This window comes from Bradyrhizobium sp. 139, assembly GCF_023074175.1.
In the GTDB taxonomy this organism is placed as follows: Bacteria; Pseudomonadota; Alphaproteobacteria; order Rhizobiales; family Xanthobacteraceae; genus Bradyrhizobium.
The window spans coordinates 59,987-78,802 of record NZ_JADPKS010000163.1 but is presented as its reverse complement, the minus strand read 5'-3'; the positions used below and the strand labels follow the sequence as shown (position 1 = coordinate 78,802).

Here is an 18,816-nt window from a genome sequence, read left to right as displayed (position 1 = left end):
GCAGAAAGCTCGGCTGATCCCGGCTGACACCGGTCTTGAAGGTACGATTCGTCATGCCGAATCGTACCTTCCTTCGCTATAAGAATCTTGCCCAGTCTCTACGCTCTATCCGGGCTACGGCGGATACTTCCTAGGCACGTGCTGCCCGTTGTTAGTGCTTGATCGTGGTCACCAGCGGTGTTCTGCTCAAAAAGGCTGCTGGAGTACCGCACCCCGTGTCGATCTACGTCGCATTGCACCACGTCACGCACTACAAATACGACCGCCCGATCGATCTTGGCCCGCAAACCATCCGCCTGCGGCCGGCGCCGCATACGCGCACGCCGATCCTGAGCTATTCGCTCAAGGTCACGCCCTCAAATCATTTCGTGAACTGGCAGCAGGATCCGCAAGGCAACTGGCTCGCGCGCTACGTCTTTCCTGAGAAGACCACCGAGCTGAAGATCGAGGTCGATTTCACGGCGCAGATGACCGTGGTCAATCCGTTCGACTTCTTCGTCGAGCCCTATGCCGACAGCTTTCCGTTCGAATATCCGCAAGATCTCAAGACGGAGCTCGCGCCTTATCTCGAGACGATCAAGCCCGATCGGCTGTTCGCGAAATATCTCGACACAATCCCGCACGAAGCCCCGAATACCGTCAACTTCCTGGTCGATCTCAACAGGGAGTTGCAGCAAAGGATCGGCTACGTCATCCGCATGGAGGCGGGCGTGCAGACGCCCGAGGAGACGTTGTCGTCCTGCGCCGGCTCCTGCCGCGACTCCGCCTGGCTCCTGATCCAGACCTTCCGTCATCTCGGTCTCGCCGCCCGTTTCGTCTCGGGCTATCTCATCCAGGTCCGTCCCGATATCGATCCGATCGAGGGACCGCCGGAGGTCGAGAACGATTTCACCGATCTGCACGCCTGGGCCGAGGTCTATCTGCCGGGCGCAGGTTGGATCGGCTTCGACGCCACCTCTGGCATGCTCGCGGGCGAGGGGCACATTCCGGTCGCTGCGACGCCGCACTACCGCTCGGCGGCGCCGATCTCCGGCGGTGCCGGCTTTGCCGAGGTCGAGTTCGCCTTCGATATGAGCGTCAGGCGCATTCGCGAGGCGCCGCGCATCACAAAGCCGTTCTCCGACGAGGCCTGGGCGCGGCTCAACGATCTCGGCGAGCAGGTCGACGGCGATCTCGCCGCGCTGGATGTCCGGCTCACCATGGGCGGCGAGCCGACTTTCGTCTCCGTTGACGACCTCGAAGCGGGGGAATGGAACACCGAGGCCGTCGGTCCGACCAAGCGCGCAGTGGCCGACGACCTGATTCGCCGCCTGCGCGGGCGCTTCGCACCTGGCGGCTTGCTGCACTTCGGCCAGGGCAAATGGTATCCCGGCGAAAGCCTGCCGCGCTGGGCCTTCGGTCTGTACTGGCGCAAGGACGGCGTGCCGATCTGGAAGAATGCCGATCTGATCGCCAAAATCGAGAATCCGCGGCGCGCCGAGGCCAAGGACGCCGAAGCCTTCATGGAAGGCACGGTGGCGCGGCTCGGCCTGGATCCTGGCTACATCATGCCGGCTTATGAAGATCCCGCCTACTGGCTGCAGAAGGAGGGCGAGCTTCCCGTCAACGTCGATCCCTCGGACTCCAAGCTGTCCGATCCGGAAGAGCGCGCGCGGATGGCGCGGGTGTTCGACGAGGGGCTGAGCACGCCGAAGGGCTTCGTGCTGCCAGTGCAGCGCTGGAACGCGAAAGCGCCGCGCTGGCGTAGCGAGCGCTGGAATCTGCGCCGCAACCATTTGTTCCTGATGCCCGGCGATTCTCCGCTCGGCCTGCGATTGCCGCTCAACGCGCTCGAATATGTACCGCCCGAGCGCTATCCCTATATCATCGAACAGGATCCGATGGAGGCGCGGACCAAGCTGCCGGTGTTCGGCCGCATGCAGGGCCTGCCATCGCCGGCGCCGCAGCTCGCGCCGGAAAGCCGCGACACGTCGGAGCCGGTCCGCACCGCGATGTCGGTCGAAGTCCGCGACGGCGTGCTCTGCGCCTTCATGCCGCCGGTCGAGCGCATCGAGGATTATCTCGAGCTGATCGCGGCTCTCGAAGCCACGGCCGAGGAGATGCAGCTCCAGGTCCATGTCGAGGGCTACCCGCCGCCGTTCGATCCGCGCATCGAGGTCATCAAGGTGACGCCCGATCCCGGCGTGATCGAGGTCAACATCCAGCCGGCGAAGAGCTGGCGCGAGGCGGCGGACATCACCGCCGGTCTCTATGAGGACGCCGGCAAGGTGCGCCTCGGTGCCAACCGCTTCCTGGTCGATGGCCGCCATACCGGCACCGGCGGCGGCAATCACGTCGTGGTCGGCGGCTCCAGTCCGCAGGATTCGCCGTTCCTGCGCCGGCCTGATCTCTTGAAGAGCTTGGTGCTGTATTGGCAGCGTCACCCCTCGCTGTCCTACTTCTTCTCGGGTCTCTTCATCGGCCCGACCAGCCAGGCACCGCGCATCGACGAAGCCCGCCACGACAGCATTTACGAGCTCGAGGTCGCGCTGTCGCACGTGCCGCCGCCCGGTTACCAGGCGCCGCTGTGGCTGGTCGACCGGCTATTCCGGCATCTGCTCGTTGACATCACCGGCAACACCCATCGCGCCGAGATCTGCATCGACAAGCTCTACTCGCCGGATAGTTCGACCGGTCGGCTCGGCCTCGTCGAATTCCGCGCGCTCGAAATGCCGCCCGATCCGCGCATGTCGCTGGCGCAGCAGCTCCTGATCCGCGCGCTGATCGCAAAGTTCTGGCGCGAGCCGCAGGCAGGCAAATTCGTGCGCTGGGGCACCGCGCTGCATGACCGCTTCATGCTGCCGCATTTCATCTGGGAAGATTTCCTCGATGTGCTCACCGAGTTGAAGCACTCCGGCTATCCGTTCGAGCCGGAATGGTATCTGGCCCAGCTCGAATTCCGCTTTCCCGCCTTCGGCCGCGTTCACCATGGCGGCGTGACGCTGGAACTGCGCCAGGCGCTGGAGCCCTGGCACGTGCTCGGCGAGGAGGGCTCGGCCGGCGGCACCGTGCGCTATGTCGACAGCTCGGTGGAGCGGCTCCAGGTCAAGGCTGAGGGATTCGTCGAGGGCCGCCACATCGTGACCTGCAACGGCCGCCGCCTGCCGATGACCTCGACCGGCCGCTCGGGCGAGGCCGTGGCCGGCGTTCGCTTCAAGGCCTGGCAGCCGGCTTCGGGTCTGCACCCGACCATCCCCGTTCACGCGCCTTTGACCTTCGACCTGATCGACACCTGGAACGGGCGCTCGCTCGGCGGCTGCGTTTACCACGTTGCCCATCCCGGCGGGCGCAGCTACGACACCAAGCCGGTCAACACCTACGAGGCCGAGGCGCGGCGGCTGGCGCGCTTCCAGGACCACGGCCATACGCCGGGTCCGATGCAGCCGCCGCCCGAGGAACGCACAAATGAGTTTCCGCTGACCCTCGACTTGCGGACCCCGCTCCTGCAATGAGTATGATGGTGGGGCAGGGAGAGGCGCATGGGCGAGGGCGCGGCCGAAGAAAACGATCAGGCGGACAGGGCAGCCGGCCAGCGCCGCCTCGCGCAATGGGTCCGCGATTATAGCCGTCTGCCCAGCATTCCCGACGAGTTCCTGGGGCCGGACGGCGCCCCCCGCGCGGTCTGGAGCCGCTTCTTCGACGCCTTCGGCGCGCTCGCGCCGGACGAGATCGAACGGCGTTTCGGCATGGCCGACCGCCATTTGCGCGAGGCCGGCGTCACCTACCGCGCGCCCGGTGACAGCGCCGACCGGCCCTGGTCGATCAGCCATCTGCCGCTGCTGATCGATGAGGCCGACTGGAAGCAGCTTTCCGCCGGCATCACCCAGCGCGCCGAGCTGCTCGAGCTCGTGCTGCGCGACATATATGGCGAAGGCCGTCTCGTTGCCGAGGGCGCGCTGCCTGCGGCCGCGATCGCCGGCAGCGCCGAATATCTCCGTCCCGTCTGCGGCATGCCGCCGCCCGGCGGCCGCTATCTCTCGCTCTACGCCGCCGATGTCGGCCGCGGGCCCGATGGTCGCTGGTGGGTGCTGGGCGACCGCACGCAGGCGCCGTCGGGGGCGGGCTATGCGCTGGAGAACCGCCTGGTGCTCTCGCGCGCGTTCTCCGATCTCTACAAGTCGATGAACGTGCCGCGCGTCGCGCCGTTCTTCGAGGCGTTCCGCGATAGCCTGCGCGCGCGCGCCGATCGCGACGAGCCGCGCATCGGCGTGCTCACGCCGGGCAGCTTCAGCGAGACCTATTTCGAGCACGCGACGCTGGCGCGCTATCTCGGCTTCCTGCTGGTCGAGGGTGACGATCTCGCCGTCAGCGACAACCGTATCCACATCCGCACCGTCGCGGGGCTCAAGCGCCTCGACGTGCTGCTGCGCCGGGTCGATTCCAACTCGCTCGATCCGCTCGAGCTCGATGCCTCATCGCGGCTTGGTGTTCCCGGCCTGATCGACGTGCTGCGCAAGGATGGCGTCGTCGTCGCCAACATGCCGGGCTCTGGCGTGCTGGAGGCGCGCGCGATGCTCGGCTTCCTGCCGGCCCTGAGCCGCCGCCTTCTCGGTGAAGAGCTGAAGATGCCGCATATCGCGACCTGGTGGTGCGGCCAGCGTTCGGCGCGTGACGAGGTGTTGTCGCGGCTCGACGAGGTCGCGATCGAAGGCGCCTACGGGCGCGGCGTTCCCGGCTTCGACAGCAACGGCCCGGTGCTTGCGAGCGAGCTTGATGCGAAGGGCCGGCAGCGCCTGACCGACGCCATCGCCGCGCGCGGCATGGACTATGTCGGTCAGGAGGTGGTGCGACTCTCGACCATGCCGGTGTGGGAGCAGGGGCAGATCACACCTCGTCCCTTCGTGCTGCGCGTGTTCGCGGCCGCCACGTCCGACGGCTGGGCCATCATGCCCGGCGGCTTCTGCCGGATCGCCGAGCAGGCGGATGCGCGCGCGGTGTCGATGGGCGACGGCGCACGTGCCGCCGACGTCTGGGTGGTCTCGGAGAAAAAGGTCGCGACCGCGTCGTTGCTGCCGGCGACCGACAAGGTGCGGATTCGCCGCATCGCGGGCGTGCTGCCGAGCCGCGCCGCCGACAATCTGTTCTGGCTCGGCCGCTATCTCGAGCGCGCCGAAGCGACGCTGCGGCTGGTGCGCGCGCTGGGCTCGCCAAGCGGGCCCAACAAGGGCACCGCGGCCTCGCTGCAATCGGCCGAACGCATCCAGCGCCTGCTGGTGGCCTGGGGCGCGATCTCGCAAGCCTCGCGTGCTACGCCGGGACGCATCACCGCCGAAGCGCTGCAGAGCGCGGAGCGTTTCGGCTCGGCCCTGTCGCTGGTCCGCGCCGCCCAGCGCACGGCGACGTCCCTGCGCGAGCGGCTCTCGCCGGATGCCTGGCAGGTCATCACCGAAATGGCCGAGCGGCTGGCCTACGAGGTCGAGGGCGACGACAGCGTGCTGAGTGCGGCCGAACTGACCTTGCAGGAGCTTGCGAGCTTTGCAGGTCTTGCGCAGGAGAACATGAACCGCGCCGCCGGCTGGCGCTTCCTCGATATCGGCCGCCGCACCGAGCGCGCCATCAACACCACGCGCTTTGCGCGCCAGTTCGCCTATGACGAGGCCGGTGACGAGGATCTCGATATCCTGCTGACGCTGGTGGATTCCCAGATCACCTACCGCTCGCGCTATCTGCTGGCGCCGATCCTGGCGCCGGTGCGCGACCTCGCGGTGCTCGACAGCTACAATCCACGGTCGGTCGCGTTCCAGGTGACGACGCTGAACGAGCACATCGCTTCGCTGCCGAGCCTGAAGGAGCACGGTCTGATCGAGCAGCCGCAGCGGCTTGCGGTCGCGGTGCAGGCGATGCTGGCGACCGCCGAGGCCGAGAAGCTCGAGGTCAAAACCCTGTTCGCGCTGGAGCAGGACCTGCTCAAAATCGCGGAGGCGATCGGGCTGCACTACTTCCCGCACGGCCCCAATGCCAGCCGGCCGGAGAAGCTGACGGGGCTGGCGTGATCTACGACATCCGGCACGTCACGACTTATGAATACGAGAGTCCGGTCAGCTTCGCCCGCTGCACGCTGCGGCTTGAGCCAAGGAGCGGTCATGGCCAGGAGCTGATCTCGCACCATGTCGAGATCCGTCCGCGCCCCACCGAGCGCAATGTGCGGCGCGATTTCTTCGGCACCCTGACCGAGAGCGTCGTGATCGAAGCTGCGCATCGCAATTTGCGCATCGACTCGCGCTCGCGCGTCTCCGTCTCGCGGCAGCCGCCCGCGCGCGATGCCGTCAGCCCGGCCTGGGAGAGCATCCGCGACATCGCGTTCGACGCGACGAGCCTCGGGCCTTCCTCGCCGGTCGGCTATGTCTTTGCGAGCCCGTTGGTGCCGGTGCTGCGCCCGGTCAGCGCCTATGCGGCCATGAGCTTTGCGCCCGGCGCGGGCATCCTTGCCGGCGCAGCCGATCTCATGCAACGCATCCGCACCGAATTCCGCTACGATCCGAAGGCGACGGTGATCTCGACGCCGCTTGGCGAGGTCTTCGACAAGCGCCACGGCGTCTGCCAGGACTTTGCCCATGTGATGATCGCAGGGCTGCGCGGGCTCGGCCTTCCGGCGGCCTATGTCAGCGGATACTTGCGCACCATTCCGCCGCCGGGCCAGCCGCGTTTGCAGGGCGCCGATGCCACCCATGCCTGGGTATCGCTGTGGTGCGGGGCTGAGCTTGGCTGGGTCGATTTCGATCCGACCAATGATCGGCCGGCCGCGAACGACCACATCGTGCTCGCGGTCGGCCGCGACTTTTCCGACGTCTCGCCGGTCGATGGCATCATCGTCGGCTCGCCGAAGCAGAAGCTCGGCGTCGCCGTGGACGTGCTGCCGGTGGAATGACCGCAGTCCGGCGTCCCGGCCGCCCGCTCCAGGTGTATCGGTCCGTCAACGCAACCGCGATGTCGCGGGCACAACTGCAACATTTTTACTGTAATTTAATCCTGGAGTTTGGTCAGTCGGTCCAGGATAAGCTATGCTAGCGCGGCGTCGAGAACAAGAGTGAGACGTCGGGAGTTGGTGTGGGACACCAACGACAAGCGGGACTGCATCCATGATGACGTTACCGAGACTGGCGGCTGAATCCCTGGAGAAGTTGCTCGGTACGTTCATGCGTCGGCGGTACGACGAGACGTCCGCAAGTATCGTCGAAAGCGCGACCCGCACTGCGATGGAATGCATCGGCAATAGTGATGCGCTCTATCACAATATCGAGCACACGATGCTGGTGACGCTGGCCGGCCATTCCATCCTTAGTGGCCGAAGTCTTCATACTCATCTGTCGGCCCAGGATTACGTCCATGTCCTGATCGCCTGCCTCGCCCACGACATCGGCTATGTGCGCGGCCTGTTCGAGGAGGATGACGCCGACGGCTTCGTGATCGATGCGGCCGACGCCAAGATCTCATTGCCGCGCGGTGCATCGGATGCGAGCTTGATGATGTATCACGTCGATCGCTCCAAGCTTTATGTGACGCGGCGCCTGCGACATATTCCCGGACTCGATCCGGAACGCATTGCCCGCGCCATCGAGGGGACGCGTTTCCCGGCCCAGGAAGGGCAGGAGTACGACGACGAAGCTTCCATCCTGCGCGCGGCCGATTTCATCGGACAGCTCGGCGATCCCAACTATCTGCGTAAGGCCAACGCGCTCTACTACGAGTTCGAGGAGGTCGGCATCAACCGCCAGCTCGGCTACGACTCGCCCGCCGACATCGTGAACCGCTACCCACAGTTCTACTGGAACAGCGTCGCACCGCACATCCAGACCGAGATCGGCTATCTCAACAAGACCGAGATCGGCCGGCAGTGGATTGCCAACCTCTACAGCAACGTCTTCCGCGCCGAGCGCGACATCTCGCTGTCCGGACCGCAGAAATAGCTTCGCTCTTGTAGCCCGCATGGAGCGACTTGTCCGCCGTAGCTCAAAGAGCGAAGGCGGAAGCGCAATGCGGGGACGCCTGCATTCGCGAATCCCTGCACACCGTCCGGGGTACGATGCGAGGAAGGGGTGAGAAAATCATGCAACAAAAAACCATCACCACCGGTGTTCTCGACATTGCCTATCGCGAATACGGCGCGCCGGATGGCTGGCCCTGCATCATGGGCCACGGCTTTCCCTATGATGCGAACGCCTATGCCGAGACTGCGCCGATCATCGCGGAAGCGGGCGCGCGGGTGCTGGTGCCCTGGCTGCGCGGTTACGGGCCGACGCGTTTTCGTTCGGCCGAGACGCTTCGCTCCGGCGAGCAGGCGGCGCTCGGAGCCGATCTCCTGGCCTTCATGGATGCGCTGAAGATTTCGCGCGCGGTCCTCGGCGGCTATGATTGGGGCGGGCGCGCGGCCTGCGTGGTCTCGGCGCTGCATCCCGAGCGCGCAATCGGGCTCGTCTCCGGCAATTCCTACAACATCCAGGACATCGCGCGTTCGATGGAGCCGGCTTCGCCGCCGGAGGAAGCGGCGCTCTGGTATCAATATCTCTTCCACAACGAACGCGGCCGCCGCGCACTTGAGCGCAATCGCCGCGATCTTGCGCGCCAGCTCTGGGCGATGTGGTCGCCGAAATGGGCCTTCGACGACGCGACATTCGAGAACAGCGCAATGTCGTTCGACAATCCTGATTTTGTCGATGTCGTGATCCATTCCTACCGCCACCGCTATGCACTGGTCGCGGGCGATCCCGCCTATGCCGCGATCGAGGCGAAGCTCGCCGCGCAGCCGCCGATCCGTGTCCCCACGATCGCGATCGACGGCGACAGCGACGGCGTCAATCCCGGCACCGCCCATCACGCCCGCAAGTTCGAAGGCTTCTTCGAACGCCGTGTCTTCGCCGGAGCCGGCCACAACCTGCCGCAGGAGCGGCCCGCAGAATGGGCGCAGGCCGTGCTCGATGTTCGCAAGGCGGCCGGGTGACTCCCGATTTTCGGCGTCGCCGGGAACTTTTCGCCGATAGCGCCGTCCAAATCCTGAGCGAGAGCTGCGAGGGAGATGATCATGGGCGAGGAAAGCAAGCCGAACGGGCCTGACCTGACCAAGGGCGTGTCGCTCGACGCGTTCAAAGACGGCAAGCTGCTCGGCCATGTCGGGGAGGAAGACATTTTGCTGGTGCAGGCCGGCAGCGAGATCTTCGCGATCGAGCCGGCTTGCACCCACTACCACGGCCCGCTCGCCGAAGGGCTGGTCGTCGGCGACACGATCCGCTGCCCCTGGCATCATGCGTGCTTTTCCTTGCGCACCGGCGAGCCCACGCGCCCGCCGGCGCTGAATGCGCTGGCGGTCTGGGAGGTGACGCGCGATCAAAACAGGATTGTGGTCCAGCGCAACCGCGAGATGCCAAAACCCCCGGCCTCCCATCGTGCTGCGCCGACGCCTGAGAAATTCGTCATTGTCGGCGGCGGCGCGGCGGGCTTTGCGGCAGCCGAGACGCTTCGGCGCGAGGGCTTTGCCGGCGCCATCACCATGCTCAGCAATGACGGCGCGATGCCGGTCGACCGGCCGAACCTGTCCAAGGACTATCTCGCCGGCAACGCGCCGGAGGACTGGCTGCCAATGCGGGGCGAGGACTATTATCAGGATGCTGGCATCGATCTCAGGCTCAACACGAATGTTGCAGCGATTGATCCAGAGGCGCGAGGCGTGACGCTGGGCAATGGCGACGTCTTGCAGTTTGACAGGTTGCTGCTCGCGACCGGTGCCGAACCGGTCAAATTGCAGGTTCCGGGCGCGGACCAGCCACATGTGCACACCTTGCGCTCCGTTGCCGACAGCCGCGCCATCATCAAGGCCGCGGGCGGCGCGAAGCGCGTGCTGGTGATCGGCGCCAGCTTCATCGGCCTCGAAGTCGCGGCGTCCTTGCGAGCACGCAAGCTCGAGGTGCATGTGGTCGCGCCGGACGAGCGGCCGATGCAACGCGTGCTCGGACCCGAGATGGGCGACTTCGTTCGCGCGCTGCATGAAGAGAACGGCGTCAACTTCCATCTCAAGGACACCGTGGAAAAGCTCGATGGAATGCGCGCGACGCTGAAGAGTGGAGGCGGCATCGAGGCCGATCTCGTCGTGGTCGGCATCGGCGTGAGGCCTCGCCTTGCGCTGGCCGAGCAGGCAGGGCTTGCGATCGATCGCGGCGTGAGCGTCAATGAATGTCTCGAAACCAGCTCCTCCGGCATTTTCGCAGCCGGCGACATCGCGCGTTGGCCCGATCCGCATTCAGGCCAAAACATTCGCGTTGAGCACTGGGTGCTGGCCGAGCGCCAGGGCCAGACCGCGGCGCGCAACATGCTGGACCGGCGCGAATGCTTCGACGCCGTGCCGTTCTTCTGGAGCCAGCATTATGACGTGCCGATCAACTATGTCGGCCATGCCGAGAGCTTTGATGACATCGTGATCGATGGCAGCATCTCTGGAAGGGATTGCCTGCTGAAGTACCGCAAGGGCGGGCGCGTGTTCGCGGTCGCCTCGATTTATCGCGATCTCGATAGTCTCAGGTCCGAGCTGGAGATGGAGCGGTCCCCGGCCTGAACCGCCGCATTAGATCTTGATTTGCGTCAATGTTGCTGCCCGGAAGGGCTGCTCTGCAGGCTGTCGTCCCGGCGTGGCCCGTGCTATCCTGAATTGTTCCGTTGGGCTTCGCATGCAGGAGTGGCGCCATGACAATTGCTTCGGATACGTCTCATCATTCAAGCCTGGGCTCGGGCATTGCGGCGCTGCATGCCAAATGGGGCTGGATCGTCGCGCTCGGTGTCGTCTACCTCATCGCCGGCTTTGTCGCGCTCGGCAGCGTGATGATGGCGACGGTGGCGAGCGTGATCGTGGTCGGCGCCATGATGATCGTGGCCGGCGTCACCGAAATCGTCGGCGCATTCCAGATGAAGAGCTGGGGCAGGTTCCTGATCTGGGCCTTGCTCGGCGTGCTCTATGTCATCGCGGGCTTCCTGACCTTCGAGAATCCGCTGTTCGCGGCAGTGCTGCTGACGCTCTTCCTGGGCGCGTCACTGCTCGCCTCAGGCGCCGTCAGGCTGTTTCTCGCCTTCAGCATGAAGCGCGAAAGCCCGTGGGTGTGGGTGGCGCTATCGGGCGCCATCACGCTGCTGCTTGGTCTCCTGATCGTGGCGCGCTGGCCGGTGAACAGCGTCTACATCCTCGGCCTGTTCCTCGGCATCGACCTGATCATGGCGGGTGCCGGCTGGGTCAGCCTGGGCCTCGGGCTGCGGCGCCGCCGCCAGTAAACCAGCAACTCGACGCAAGACCGTCCTGCGGAACTCCGCTGATCTGACGCGCTGACAAAAAGCAGCACGCCGCGCGCTCGGGTCGCGCGGACGATCGTCACTGGGGAGAAACCATGAAAGCCGCTTTGGCCCTGGCCGCAGCGCTGGCTGCCGCCTGCCTGTCCACGTCTGTCTCCGCGCAAAAGTCCTATGGTCCCGGCGTCAGCGACACCGAGATCAAGATCGGCAACACCATGCCCTATAGCGGGCCGGCTTCGCCGCTCGGCATCACCGGCAGAGTGATCGCGGCCTATTTCGACGAGATCAACGACAAGGGCGGCATCAACGGACGCAAGCTCAATCTCCTAACGCTCGACGATGCGTTCTCGCCGCCCAAGACCATGGAGGCGGCGCGGCGGCTGGTCGAGGGCGACGGTGTCGCCTTCATCTTCGCGACCATGGGCACCGCGCCGAGCTCGGCGATCGCGAAATATCTCAACAGCAACAAGGTGCCGCAGCTCTTCTTGATCAGTTCGGCCTCGAAGTGGAACGATCCCGCCAACATGCCGTGGTCGATGGCGCTGCCATGGGCGCCGAACTACACCAGCGAGGCCGCAATCGACGTCGCTTATGCGCGGGCCAAAAACCCGAACGCGCGGTTCGCGGTGCTCTATCAGAACGACGATGCCGGCAAGGAATATCTGCGCGGCGTCAAGGAGGCGCTCGGTGCCGACGCCGACAAGGCGATCGCGATGGCCTCGAGCTTCGAGGTCGCCGACCCCACCGTCGATTCCCAGGTGCTGACGCTGGCCAACACCAAGGCCGAATTCTTCATGATCTATTCGGTGACGCCGCGCGCCTGCGCCCAGGCGATTCGCAAGGCGCACGAGGTCGGCTGGCAGGCGACGCGCTTCCTCGCCAGCGGCTGCGCCAACAAGGCCACCGTGATGGTGCCGGCAGGGCTCGATGCCGGCAAGGGCGTGCTGTCGCTCGGTTCGCTCAAGCCGTTCGTGGCCGAGCCGAAGAACGATCCGGCGATGGCGGCCTATATCGACTTCATGAAGCGGCGCCTGCCCAATGCGGACGTCAACAACGTCGCGGGCCTCTATGGCTACACCGTCGCCGAGGCGCTGGTGGTCCTGCTGAAGCAGTGCAAGGACAATCTGACGCGCGAGAACATCATGGCGCAGGCGGCAAACATGAAGAGCGTGCCGCTGTCGCTGCTGATGCCCGGCATCACCCTGAACACCACGCCGCAGGATTTCCGCCCCATCAAGGACGGCTATATGCTCCAGTTCGACGGCAACGACTGGATCGTGGCGAGCGAGCTGTTGCGCGGGACGTGAGGCGGGAGCCCGGCTATCGCGCTCGAGGAACGGTCTCTGACGGCGCATCCTTCGAGACGCCCGCTTTCGCGGGCTCCTCAGGATGAGGGCGGAGTGCGCGGCGGCAGGTTTAACAGGCGCGAATGCCGCTTAGCCTCACCCTGAGGAGACCGCGCAGCGGTCGTCTCGAAGGGCGAGGCGTGCACTCCACCTACCGCGGAAGACCTGGTACGATCACTCTCGCGAACAGGAGGACACATGGACTTTCAACACTCCAACCGTTCGCTGGAATTGCAGGAGCGCGTCCGCCAGTTCATGCGCACCCATGTCGAGCCGGTCGAGGAGCTCTATTACGAGCAGGTCAAGCCGGAGGCCGTGCGCTACAAGACGCCGCAGGTTCTGCAGGACCTGCAACGGCTGGCGCGCGAGCAGGGGCTCTGGAATTTGTTCCTCTCGGGCGAGCACGGACCGGGCCTGACCAACCTCGACTACGCGCCCGTGAAGGAGATCATGGGCCGCATCCTCTGGGCGCCCGAAGTCTTCAATTGCTCGGCGCCCGACGTCGGCAACATGGAGGTGCTGGCAAACTACGGCACGCCGGCACAGCAGGAGCGCTGGCTGAAGCCGCTATTGGAAGGGCGCATCCGCTCCGGCTTCTCGATGACGGAGCCCCAGGTCGCCTCCAGCGATGCCACCAACATCCAGTGCGAGATCAGGCGCGACGGCGGCGACTACGTCATCAACGGCCGCAAATGGTTCACGTCAGGCGCGATGAACGAGGATTGCGAGATCCTGATCGTGATGGGCAAGACCGCGCCCGACCATCCCGACCGCCATCGCCAGCAATCCATGATCCTGGTGCCGAAGGCGACGCCGGGCGTGCGCATCGTCCGCGACATGCTGACCTACGGCTACGACGACGCGCCGGCCGGCCATCCCGAGATCGTCTACGACAACGTCCGCGTCCCGGCCGAGAACATTTTGCTCGGCGAGGGCCGCGGCTTCGAGATCGCGCAGGGCCGGCTCGGCCCCGGCCGCATCCACCATTGCATGCGGCTGATCGGCTGCGCCCAGCGCGCGCTCGAATTGATGTCTCAGCGCGCGGTCTCGCGCACAGCCTTCGGCAAGCCGCTCGCAGACCAAGGCTCGGTGCGCGAGGACATCGCGCACTCCTTCTGCGAGATCGTCCAGGCGCGGCTACTCACGCTGCAAGCCGCCGACAGGATGGACCGCGAGGGCAACAAGGCCGCGCGCGACCTGATCGCCGCAGCCAAGATCGTGGTGCCCAGCATGGCCGCCCGCGTCATCGACCGCGCCATCCAGATCCACGGCGCCGCCGGCGTCTCGCAGGACACGTTCCTGGCCCGCGCCTACGTCTACGCCCGCTTCATCCGCATCGGCGACGGGCCGGACCAGGTGCATCTCGCGGCCGTCGGCAAGGAGTTGATCAAGCGGGGCGGGGTGATGGGGTAGGGCTGCTACCGTCTTCCAGGCGTGTGCGGCCGGGTGTCTCGCCGGCAACCCTCGGTCCGACCGAAAACAAGTTCTCGCTCACCGGCCATGAAGCAGGACTGCTTCGGCCGCGTTCCCATATTCGTTGCTCAATCCGGCGACGGGGGCTAGCCGCGTTTTCTTCGCGCTTCGTGATGGCGTAGCGCATCGACAATCACCTTGAATGCAGCCGAATTCTGCCGCGAGGTTGGATAATAGACATAGTAGCCATCGAACTTCGGCGACCAGTCGTCGAGCACGATGGCAAGGTCGCCGGACCGGACGTGCTGGGTCACCATGTCTTCGGGGACATAGGCGATGCCGAAGCCTTTGACGGCGGCGTCGATCATTGCGCGAGAGTCATTGAAGGTCACTTGCCCCTCGACGCGCACCCTGAGGTCAGGGCCGTTCCTGGCGAACTCCCATACATAATGGCCGCCGGCCGCCTCACGCCGTTTGATGCAGACGTGCTTCAAGAGATCTTGCGGGTGCTTCGGTTTGGGATGCTCTTTCAGATATGCAGGCGAGGCGACCGCGACCAGTCGCCAATCCGGACCTATGCGCACCGCGATCATGTCCTTCTCGACTCTTTCGCCGAGGCGGATGCCCGCATCGAAGCGGTCTTCGACGATGTTGCGCAAAGCCGTGTCGAGGCTGAACTCGACCTTGATGTCGGGGTATTGCTTCAGGACCGGCGCCAGCTTCGGCCAGACGACCTTTTCGAGAGCATGGTCCGAGAGCGTAATCCGGATGGTGCCCGACGGCTTGTCGCGCAGGGACATCAGCGCGGCGATATCGCGCTCGATCTCTTCGATGCGGGGCGCAACGGATCGTTGAAGCCGCTCGCCCGCTTCGGTCAGGCCGACGCTTCGGGTCGTGCGCGTGAGGAGCCGCAGGCCCATCTGCGATTCCAGGCGCTTGATCGTGTGGCTGAGCGTTGACTGCACGACGCCCAGTTTCGCGGCGGCCTTCGTAAAGCTGCGCTCGCGGGCGACGGCCACGAACGCCAGCAAATCGTTGAAATCCTGGCTTGCCATGGCCGTTACTATTCATGGCCACGATCGATTAATGCAAGCAAATTATATCGGCTAATCGAACGCCGGCCGGGGCTTTATGTGTTGCCGTGAACAGCGCCGGCGTGGGCGCTCCTCGACATATGGATCCCCGATGAAACTCACGACAGATCACGAGACAACGCAGCCATTGGCCGCATGGAGCGCGGTTTTCGCGTTGTCGCTTTGCGCCTCGACGCTCGTCGCATCAGAATTCATGCCTGTCAGTCTGCTCACGCCGATTGCCAGCGGCCTGCACTTGACGGAAGGACAGGCAGGGCAGGCAATCTCGGTTTCGGGGCTGTTCGCGCTTGTGACCAGTCTGTTCATCTCGGCGGCGACTGCTGGCTGCGATCGTCGTTCGCTCTTGCTGTGGCTGACCGGCCTGATGCTGGTGTCTGGCGTCATCGTGGCCTTCGCTCCCAACTATCCTGTGTTCATGGCCGGACGGGCGCTTGTCGGGATCACGATTGGCGGTTTCTGGTCGATGTCGGCCGCGACGATGATCCGGCTCGTACCGACCGCCCGTCTGTCGCGCGCTCTTGCAGTTCTGAATGGCGGTAATGCGCTCGCGACCACGATTGCTGCGCCGCTCGGCAGCTTTCTGGGTCAGTACATCGGCTGGCGCGGCGCGTTCTTCTGTGTTGTTCCCGTCGCCGCGCTGACCCTGGTCTGGCAATTCCTCACGCTGCCCAGGATGCCAAGCCACGAGCAGGCCGGTGCGGCAGCAGCGTTTAAGGTCTTGCGCCGCCCGGAAGTGCCTTACGGCATGCTCGCGGCAGCGCTGTTCTTCCTCGGACAGTTCGCAGTCTTTACGTACTTGCGGCCATTCCTCGAAACGGTGACGCGCGTCGATGTCACGACGATCTCGGCACTCCTGCTCGTGATGGGCATTGCCGGTCTTGTCGGCACGTCAATCATCGGGTTCGTCATCCGCGAACGTCTTTACGCTTGCCTCGTCTTCATGTCGCTCGCCATGGCTGCGATGGCTGCAGCGTTGACGGTGTTTGGTTCTTCCCTTGGCGCCACGGCTGCGGTAATGGTCCTGTGGGGCTTCATCGGCACGGCGGCGCCCGTTGGCTGGTGGACCTGGCTCAGCAAGGCTTTGCCGGATGACGCGGAAGCAGGCGGAGGCCTGATGGTGGCGGTGGTTCAGCTTGCGATCGCCACGGGTGCGGCGGGTGGCGGCGTGCTGTTCGACAGCAGCGGCTATCGGGCCACTTTCCTGTTCAGCGCCGTCATCCTCGTTCTCTCATCGGCCGTCATTTCAATCGGAGCTCTTCGCCGCAAGGCAAAGGTCAACTCGCAATGCGCGGCTTGCGTGCCCGCAAGCCCGACATTGTGACGCCGCTTCATTGGCACAGGTCGAACGACGGACATCAATAGTTCGCGGCATCGGGGAAAACCCGAATGCGAAGCCGCTGGACCATTCTTGCTGTGCTGTTTGTCGCTCGTGCCGCCATCGCTCTCCGGTTCCAGAGCATCGCGGTCGTCGCGCCACAGCTCAGCCAGAGCCTGGGTGCGAGTCTGGCCGATATCGGTGTTGATCGGTTCTATTTTGCGCCGGGCGCGGCCCTTCGCCGACTTGCCGAGGCGAGATGATCGCTTCCGCTGTTTTCGCGTTTCTTGTCGGAGCGAACCCACCGCTGGCTTCACGGGGGGTGAGCGCGCTGTCATCCCGCTTTGGCGACGCGGCTGTCCGCCGCTCCCGAGCGCAGATTTTGAAAGAACTTCTCCACCTCGCGCGACAGCGTCTCCGCCGTCTCCGTCAGGCTGCTCGCCGCCGTCAGCACGGAGGACGCCGCCGTGTCGGTCTCGCCGATGGCGTCGCGGAGCGAGGTGATGTTGGCCACAAGCGTCTCGTTGCCTTGGGCCGCCGATTGCGCGTTGGACGAGATCTCGCGCGTGGCGGCGTCCTGCTGGCCGATGGCACCCGCAATCGCCGAGGTGACGTCGTTGATCTCGCGGACCGCGCCGCCGATCTCGCGGACGGCATCGACCGCGTTGCGGGTGGACGTCTGGATCATCGCGACGTTCTCGCCGATCTCGGCCGTCGCTTTGGCGGTCTGGCCGGCGAGCGCCTTCACTTCGTGCGCGACGACGGCAAAGCCGCGGCCGGCGTCGCCCGCACGCGCGGCCTCGATGGTGGCGTTGAGCGCGAGCAGATTGGTCTGCTCGGCGATTGCCTGGATCAGGCTGAGCACGCCATCGATGCGCTGCGTCGCGGCTGCAAGGCTCTCGATCTCGGAGATCGATTTTTCGGTGCGCTGGCCGGTCTGCTCGACCGCGCCCGCGGACTGCCGCACCTGGCGGCCGATCTCCACCACCGACGCAGATAGCTCCTCGGCGGCACTCGCCACCGCCGTGACGTTGTGCGAGGCCTGCTCGGTAGCGTTCGCCGCCGTGCCGGCGCGGCTGCTCGCATCCCCGGTGACGCGGGTGATGGTCTGTGCAGTCTCGCGCATGACGGAGGCATTGTCGCTGAGGCCGCGCATGATCGCGCCGATCGCCTCGCGAAACGCCTCGACGGATTGCTCGATGTGGCGGGCGCGCGCTTCGCGCGCGGCGGAGCCCTGCGAGACCTGCGAGGCGAGATTGCGGTTGCGGCCCATCGCGTCCTGGAAGATCTGGATGGCGCGCGCCAGCGCGCCGATCTCGTCGGCGCGGTCGCTGTGCGGCACTATGACATTCTCGGCGCCGTCAGCGACCTGCTTGATGGTCGCGGTGATGGCGGAAAGGGGGCGGGCGATCGAGCGGGCGATGATGACGATGCCGATCACGACCAGCGCCAGCGCCACGCCGCCGAGGCAGGTCAGCACCATCGACAGGATACGATTGGTCTTGGTCTGCTGCGCGATCTCCCTGGCGCGACCGGCATAGACCTTGGACAGCGCCTCCAGATCCTTGTTCAGCGCCGAGCGCACGGCGCGGTTGGCGTCGTTGTCGCCCCATTCGCGGCCGGCGGCCGCATTGATCTCGATGCCGCGGCGCACCAGCTCGTTGCGGAACTCGACGAACTGGTCGATGCGCTTCTTGAAGGTCGCGAACTGCTCGGCATCGTCGGCTTTGACGATGCCCTCCCAGCCTTTCACGACCTCGAGGATCTGCGCGTTGAACTTGCGCAGGCCCTCGCCGTATTTCTTCACGACGGCCGGTTCGGTCGACATGTAGACGCCGCGCGATTCCATCACCACCGCATAGACCAGCGAGTTGACTCGCTCGACGTTCAGCGCGGCGGCGTTCGCCGTTTCGATCGCGCTGGTCAGGTCGGCGCCGCGGCGGCTGTTGTAGTCGGACAGCATAGCGATCGCCGCCGTGAGCAGGGCGAACAGCGCGAAGATCGCATAGAGCTTGGTCGCAAGCGTGAAACGGCCTGCCAGGCGGCTGGCATTCCCAGATCGGTTGATTGTCATGGTGTCAGGGGCCCGAACGGCCGGGAGCGGCCGGAAAGCGCGGTCGTATAAAATTGATGCAAAACTATGCAGAATGAAGATGGACGCAGCGTTAACACCGTGGCGGCTCGGCCCCTTCTTCCTTAGTCGAAAGAAAGGTCAGCATTTCAGGCTCTTGGTTCCATTGTCCCGGTTTTGCGGCAGACCAATCCGGGATTCGCCCGCAATGCCCCAAACATCGGCGTGCGCGCCGGCCGCCAAGCGCGTATTCGATTTGAGGTCGGTCAC

Annotated in this window: 13 protein-coding genes; 11 read left to right on the top strand and 2 right to left on the bottom strand. The window is 65.2% G+C overall.

What is annotated here, in order from left to right:
- Positions 1 to 215 precede the first annotated feature (215 nt).
- The 9 genes from IVA80_RS34940 to IVA80_RS34900 all read left to right on the top strand — a co-directional run bounded on the left by IVA80_RS34940 (position 216) and on the right by IVA80_RS34900 (position 14,066).
- The gene (locus tag IVA80_RS34940) at positions 216 to 3,491 is read left to right on the top strand and encodes a transglutaminase family protein (protein ID WP_247439664.1); all 3,276 of its coding nucleotides are present in this window, start codon (positions 216 to 218) and stop codon (positions 3,489 to 3,491) included.
- A gap of 27 nt (positions 3,492 to 3,518) precedes the next feature.
- The gene (locus IVA80_RS34935; protein ID WP_247439663.1) at positions 3,519 to 6,032 is read left to right on the top strand and encodes a circularly permuted type 2 ATP-grasp protein; all 2,514 of its coding nucleotides are present in this window, start codon (positions 3,519 to 3,521) and stop codon (positions 6,030 to 6,032) included.
- Positions 6,029 to 6,907, top strand: coding sequence for a transglutaminase family protein (locus IVA80_RS34930; RefSeq protein WP_247439662.1), 879 nt, complete (start codon positions 6,029 to 6,031; stop codon positions 6,905 to 6,907). The genes IVA80_RS34935 and IVA80_RS34930 overlap by 4 nt, the downstream gene beginning before the upstream one ends.
- Before the next feature lie 211 nt (positions 6,908 to 7,118).
- Complete coding sequence (locus IVA80_RS34925) at positions 7,119 to 7,946, top strand: metal-dependent phosphohydrolase (protein WP_247439661.1); 828 nt, start codon at positions 7,119 to 7,121, stop codon at positions 7,944 to 7,946.
- A gap of 140 nt (positions 7,947 to 8,086) precedes the next feature.
- Entirely contained in the window at positions 8,087 to 8,977 is an 891-nt protein-coding gene (locus tag IVA80_RS34920; protein WP_247439660.1) for an alpha/beta hydrolase, read from the top strand.
- Positions 8,978 to 9,058: 81 nt separating this feature from the next.
- Positions 9,059 to 10,582 carry an FAD-dependent oxidoreductase gene (locus IVA80_RS34915; RefSeq protein ID WP_247439659.1) on the top strand — a complete coding sequence of 508 codons (1,524 nt, stop codon included), beginning with the start codon at positions 9,059 to 9,061 and terminating at the stop codon, positions 10,580 to 10,582.
- Between the two features lie 128 nt (positions 10,583 to 10,710).
- Positions 10,711 to 11,289 (top strand): HdeD family acid-resistance protein, encoded by a 579-nt coding sequence (locus IVA80_RS34910; protein WP_247439658.1) that lies wholly within the window; start codon positions 10,711 to 10,713, stop codon positions 11,287 to 11,289.
- A 113-nt stretch (positions 11,290 to 11,402) separates the two neighbouring features.
- Positions 11,403 to 12,614: an ABC transporter substrate-binding protein gene (locus tag IVA80_RS34905; RefSeq protein WP_247439657.1), complete on the top strand. Its 1,212-nt coding sequence runs from the start codon at positions 11,403 to 11,405 to the stop codon at positions 12,612 to 12,614.
- 237 nt (positions 12,615 to 12,851) lie between these two features.
- Positions 12,852 to 14,066 carry an acyl-CoA dehydrogenase family protein gene (locus tag IVA80_RS34900; RefSeq protein ID WP_247439656.1) on the top strand — a complete coding sequence of 405 codons (1,215 nt, stop codon included), beginning with the start codon at positions 12,852 to 12,854 and terminating at the stop codon, positions 14,064 to 14,066.
- Between the two features lie 146 nt (positions 14,067 to 14,212).
- Here the strand turns inward: IVA80_RS34900 and IVA80_RS34895 are convergent, their stop codons facing one another.
- Positions 14,213 to 15,121, bottom strand: a complete 909-nt coding sequence (locus tag IVA80_RS34895) for a LysR family transcriptional regulator (RefSeq protein WP_247439655.1) — start codon at positions 15,119 to 15,121, stop codon at positions 14,213 to 14,215.
- 130 nt (positions 15,122 to 15,251) lie between these two features.
- Here IVA80_RS34895 and IVA80_RS34890 point away from each other — a divergent pair, with 130 nt between their 5' ends.
- Positions 15,252 to 16,481, top strand: a complete 1,230-nt coding sequence (locus IVA80_RS34890; RefSeq protein WP_247439654.1) for an MFS transporter — start codon at positions 15,252 to 15,254, stop codon at positions 16,479 to 16,481.
- 65 nt (positions 16,482 to 16,546) lie between these two features.
- Positions 16,547 to 16,738 (top strand): hypothetical protein, encoded by a 192-nt coding sequence (locus IVA80_RS34885; protein WP_247439653.1) that lies wholly within the window; start codon positions 16,547 to 16,549, stop codon positions 16,736 to 16,738.
- Between the two features lie 71 nt (positions 16,739 to 16,809).
- Here the strand turns inward: IVA80_RS34885 and IVA80_RS34880 are convergent, their stop codons facing one another.
- Positions 16,810 to 18,549: a HAMP domain-containing methyl-accepting chemotaxis protein gene (locus IVA80_RS34880; protein ID WP_247439652.1), complete on the bottom strand. Its 1,740-nt coding sequence runs from the start codon at positions 18,547 to 18,549 to the stop codon at positions 16,810 to 16,812.
- Positions 18,550 to 18,816 lie beyond the last annotated feature (267 nt).

Coding starts and splice junctions, on each gene's coding strand:
- IVA80_RS34935 (WP_247439663.1), top strand. CDS start 3,519: ATGGGCGAGGGCGCGGCCGAAGAAAACGATCAGGCGGACAGGGCAGCC.
- IVA80_RS34925 (WP_247439661.1), top strand. CDS start 7,119: ATGATGACGTTACCGAGACTGGCGGCTGAATCCCTGGAGAAGTTGCTC.
- IVA80_RS34920 (WP_247439660.1), top strand. CDS start 8,087: ATGCAACAAAAAACCATCACCACCGGTGTTCTCGACATTGCCTATCGC.
- IVA80_RS34915 (WP_247439659.1), top strand. CDS start 9,059: ATGGGCGAGGAAAGCAAGCCGAACGGGCCTGACCTGACCAAGGGCGTG.
- IVA80_RS34910 (WP_247439658.1), top strand. CDS start 10,711: ATGACAATTGCTTCGGATACGTCTCATCATTCAAGCCTGGGCTCGGGC.
- IVA80_RS34905 (WP_247439657.1), top strand. CDS start 11,403: ATGAAAGCCGCTTTGGCCCTGGCCGCAGCGCTGGCTGCCGCCTGCCTG.
- IVA80_RS34900 (WP_247439656.1), top strand. CDS start 12,852: ATGGACTTTCAACACTCCAACCGTTCGCTGGAATTGCAGGAGCGCGTC.
- IVA80_RS34895 (WP_247439655.1), bottom strand. CDS start 15,121: ATGGCAAGCCAGGATTTCAACGATTTGCTGGCGTTCGTGGCCGTCGCC.
- IVA80_RS34890 (WP_247439654.1), top strand. CDS start 15,252: ATGAAACTCACGACAGATCACGAGACAACGCAGCCATTGGCCGCATGG.
- IVA80_RS34885 (WP_247439653.1), top strand. CDS start 16,547: ATGCGAAGCCGCTGGACCATTCTTGCTGTGCTGTTTGTCGCTCGTGCC.
- IVA80_RS34880 (WP_247439652.1), bottom strand. CDS start 18,549: ATGACAATCAACCGATCTGGGAATGCCAGCCGCCTGGCAGGCCGTTTC.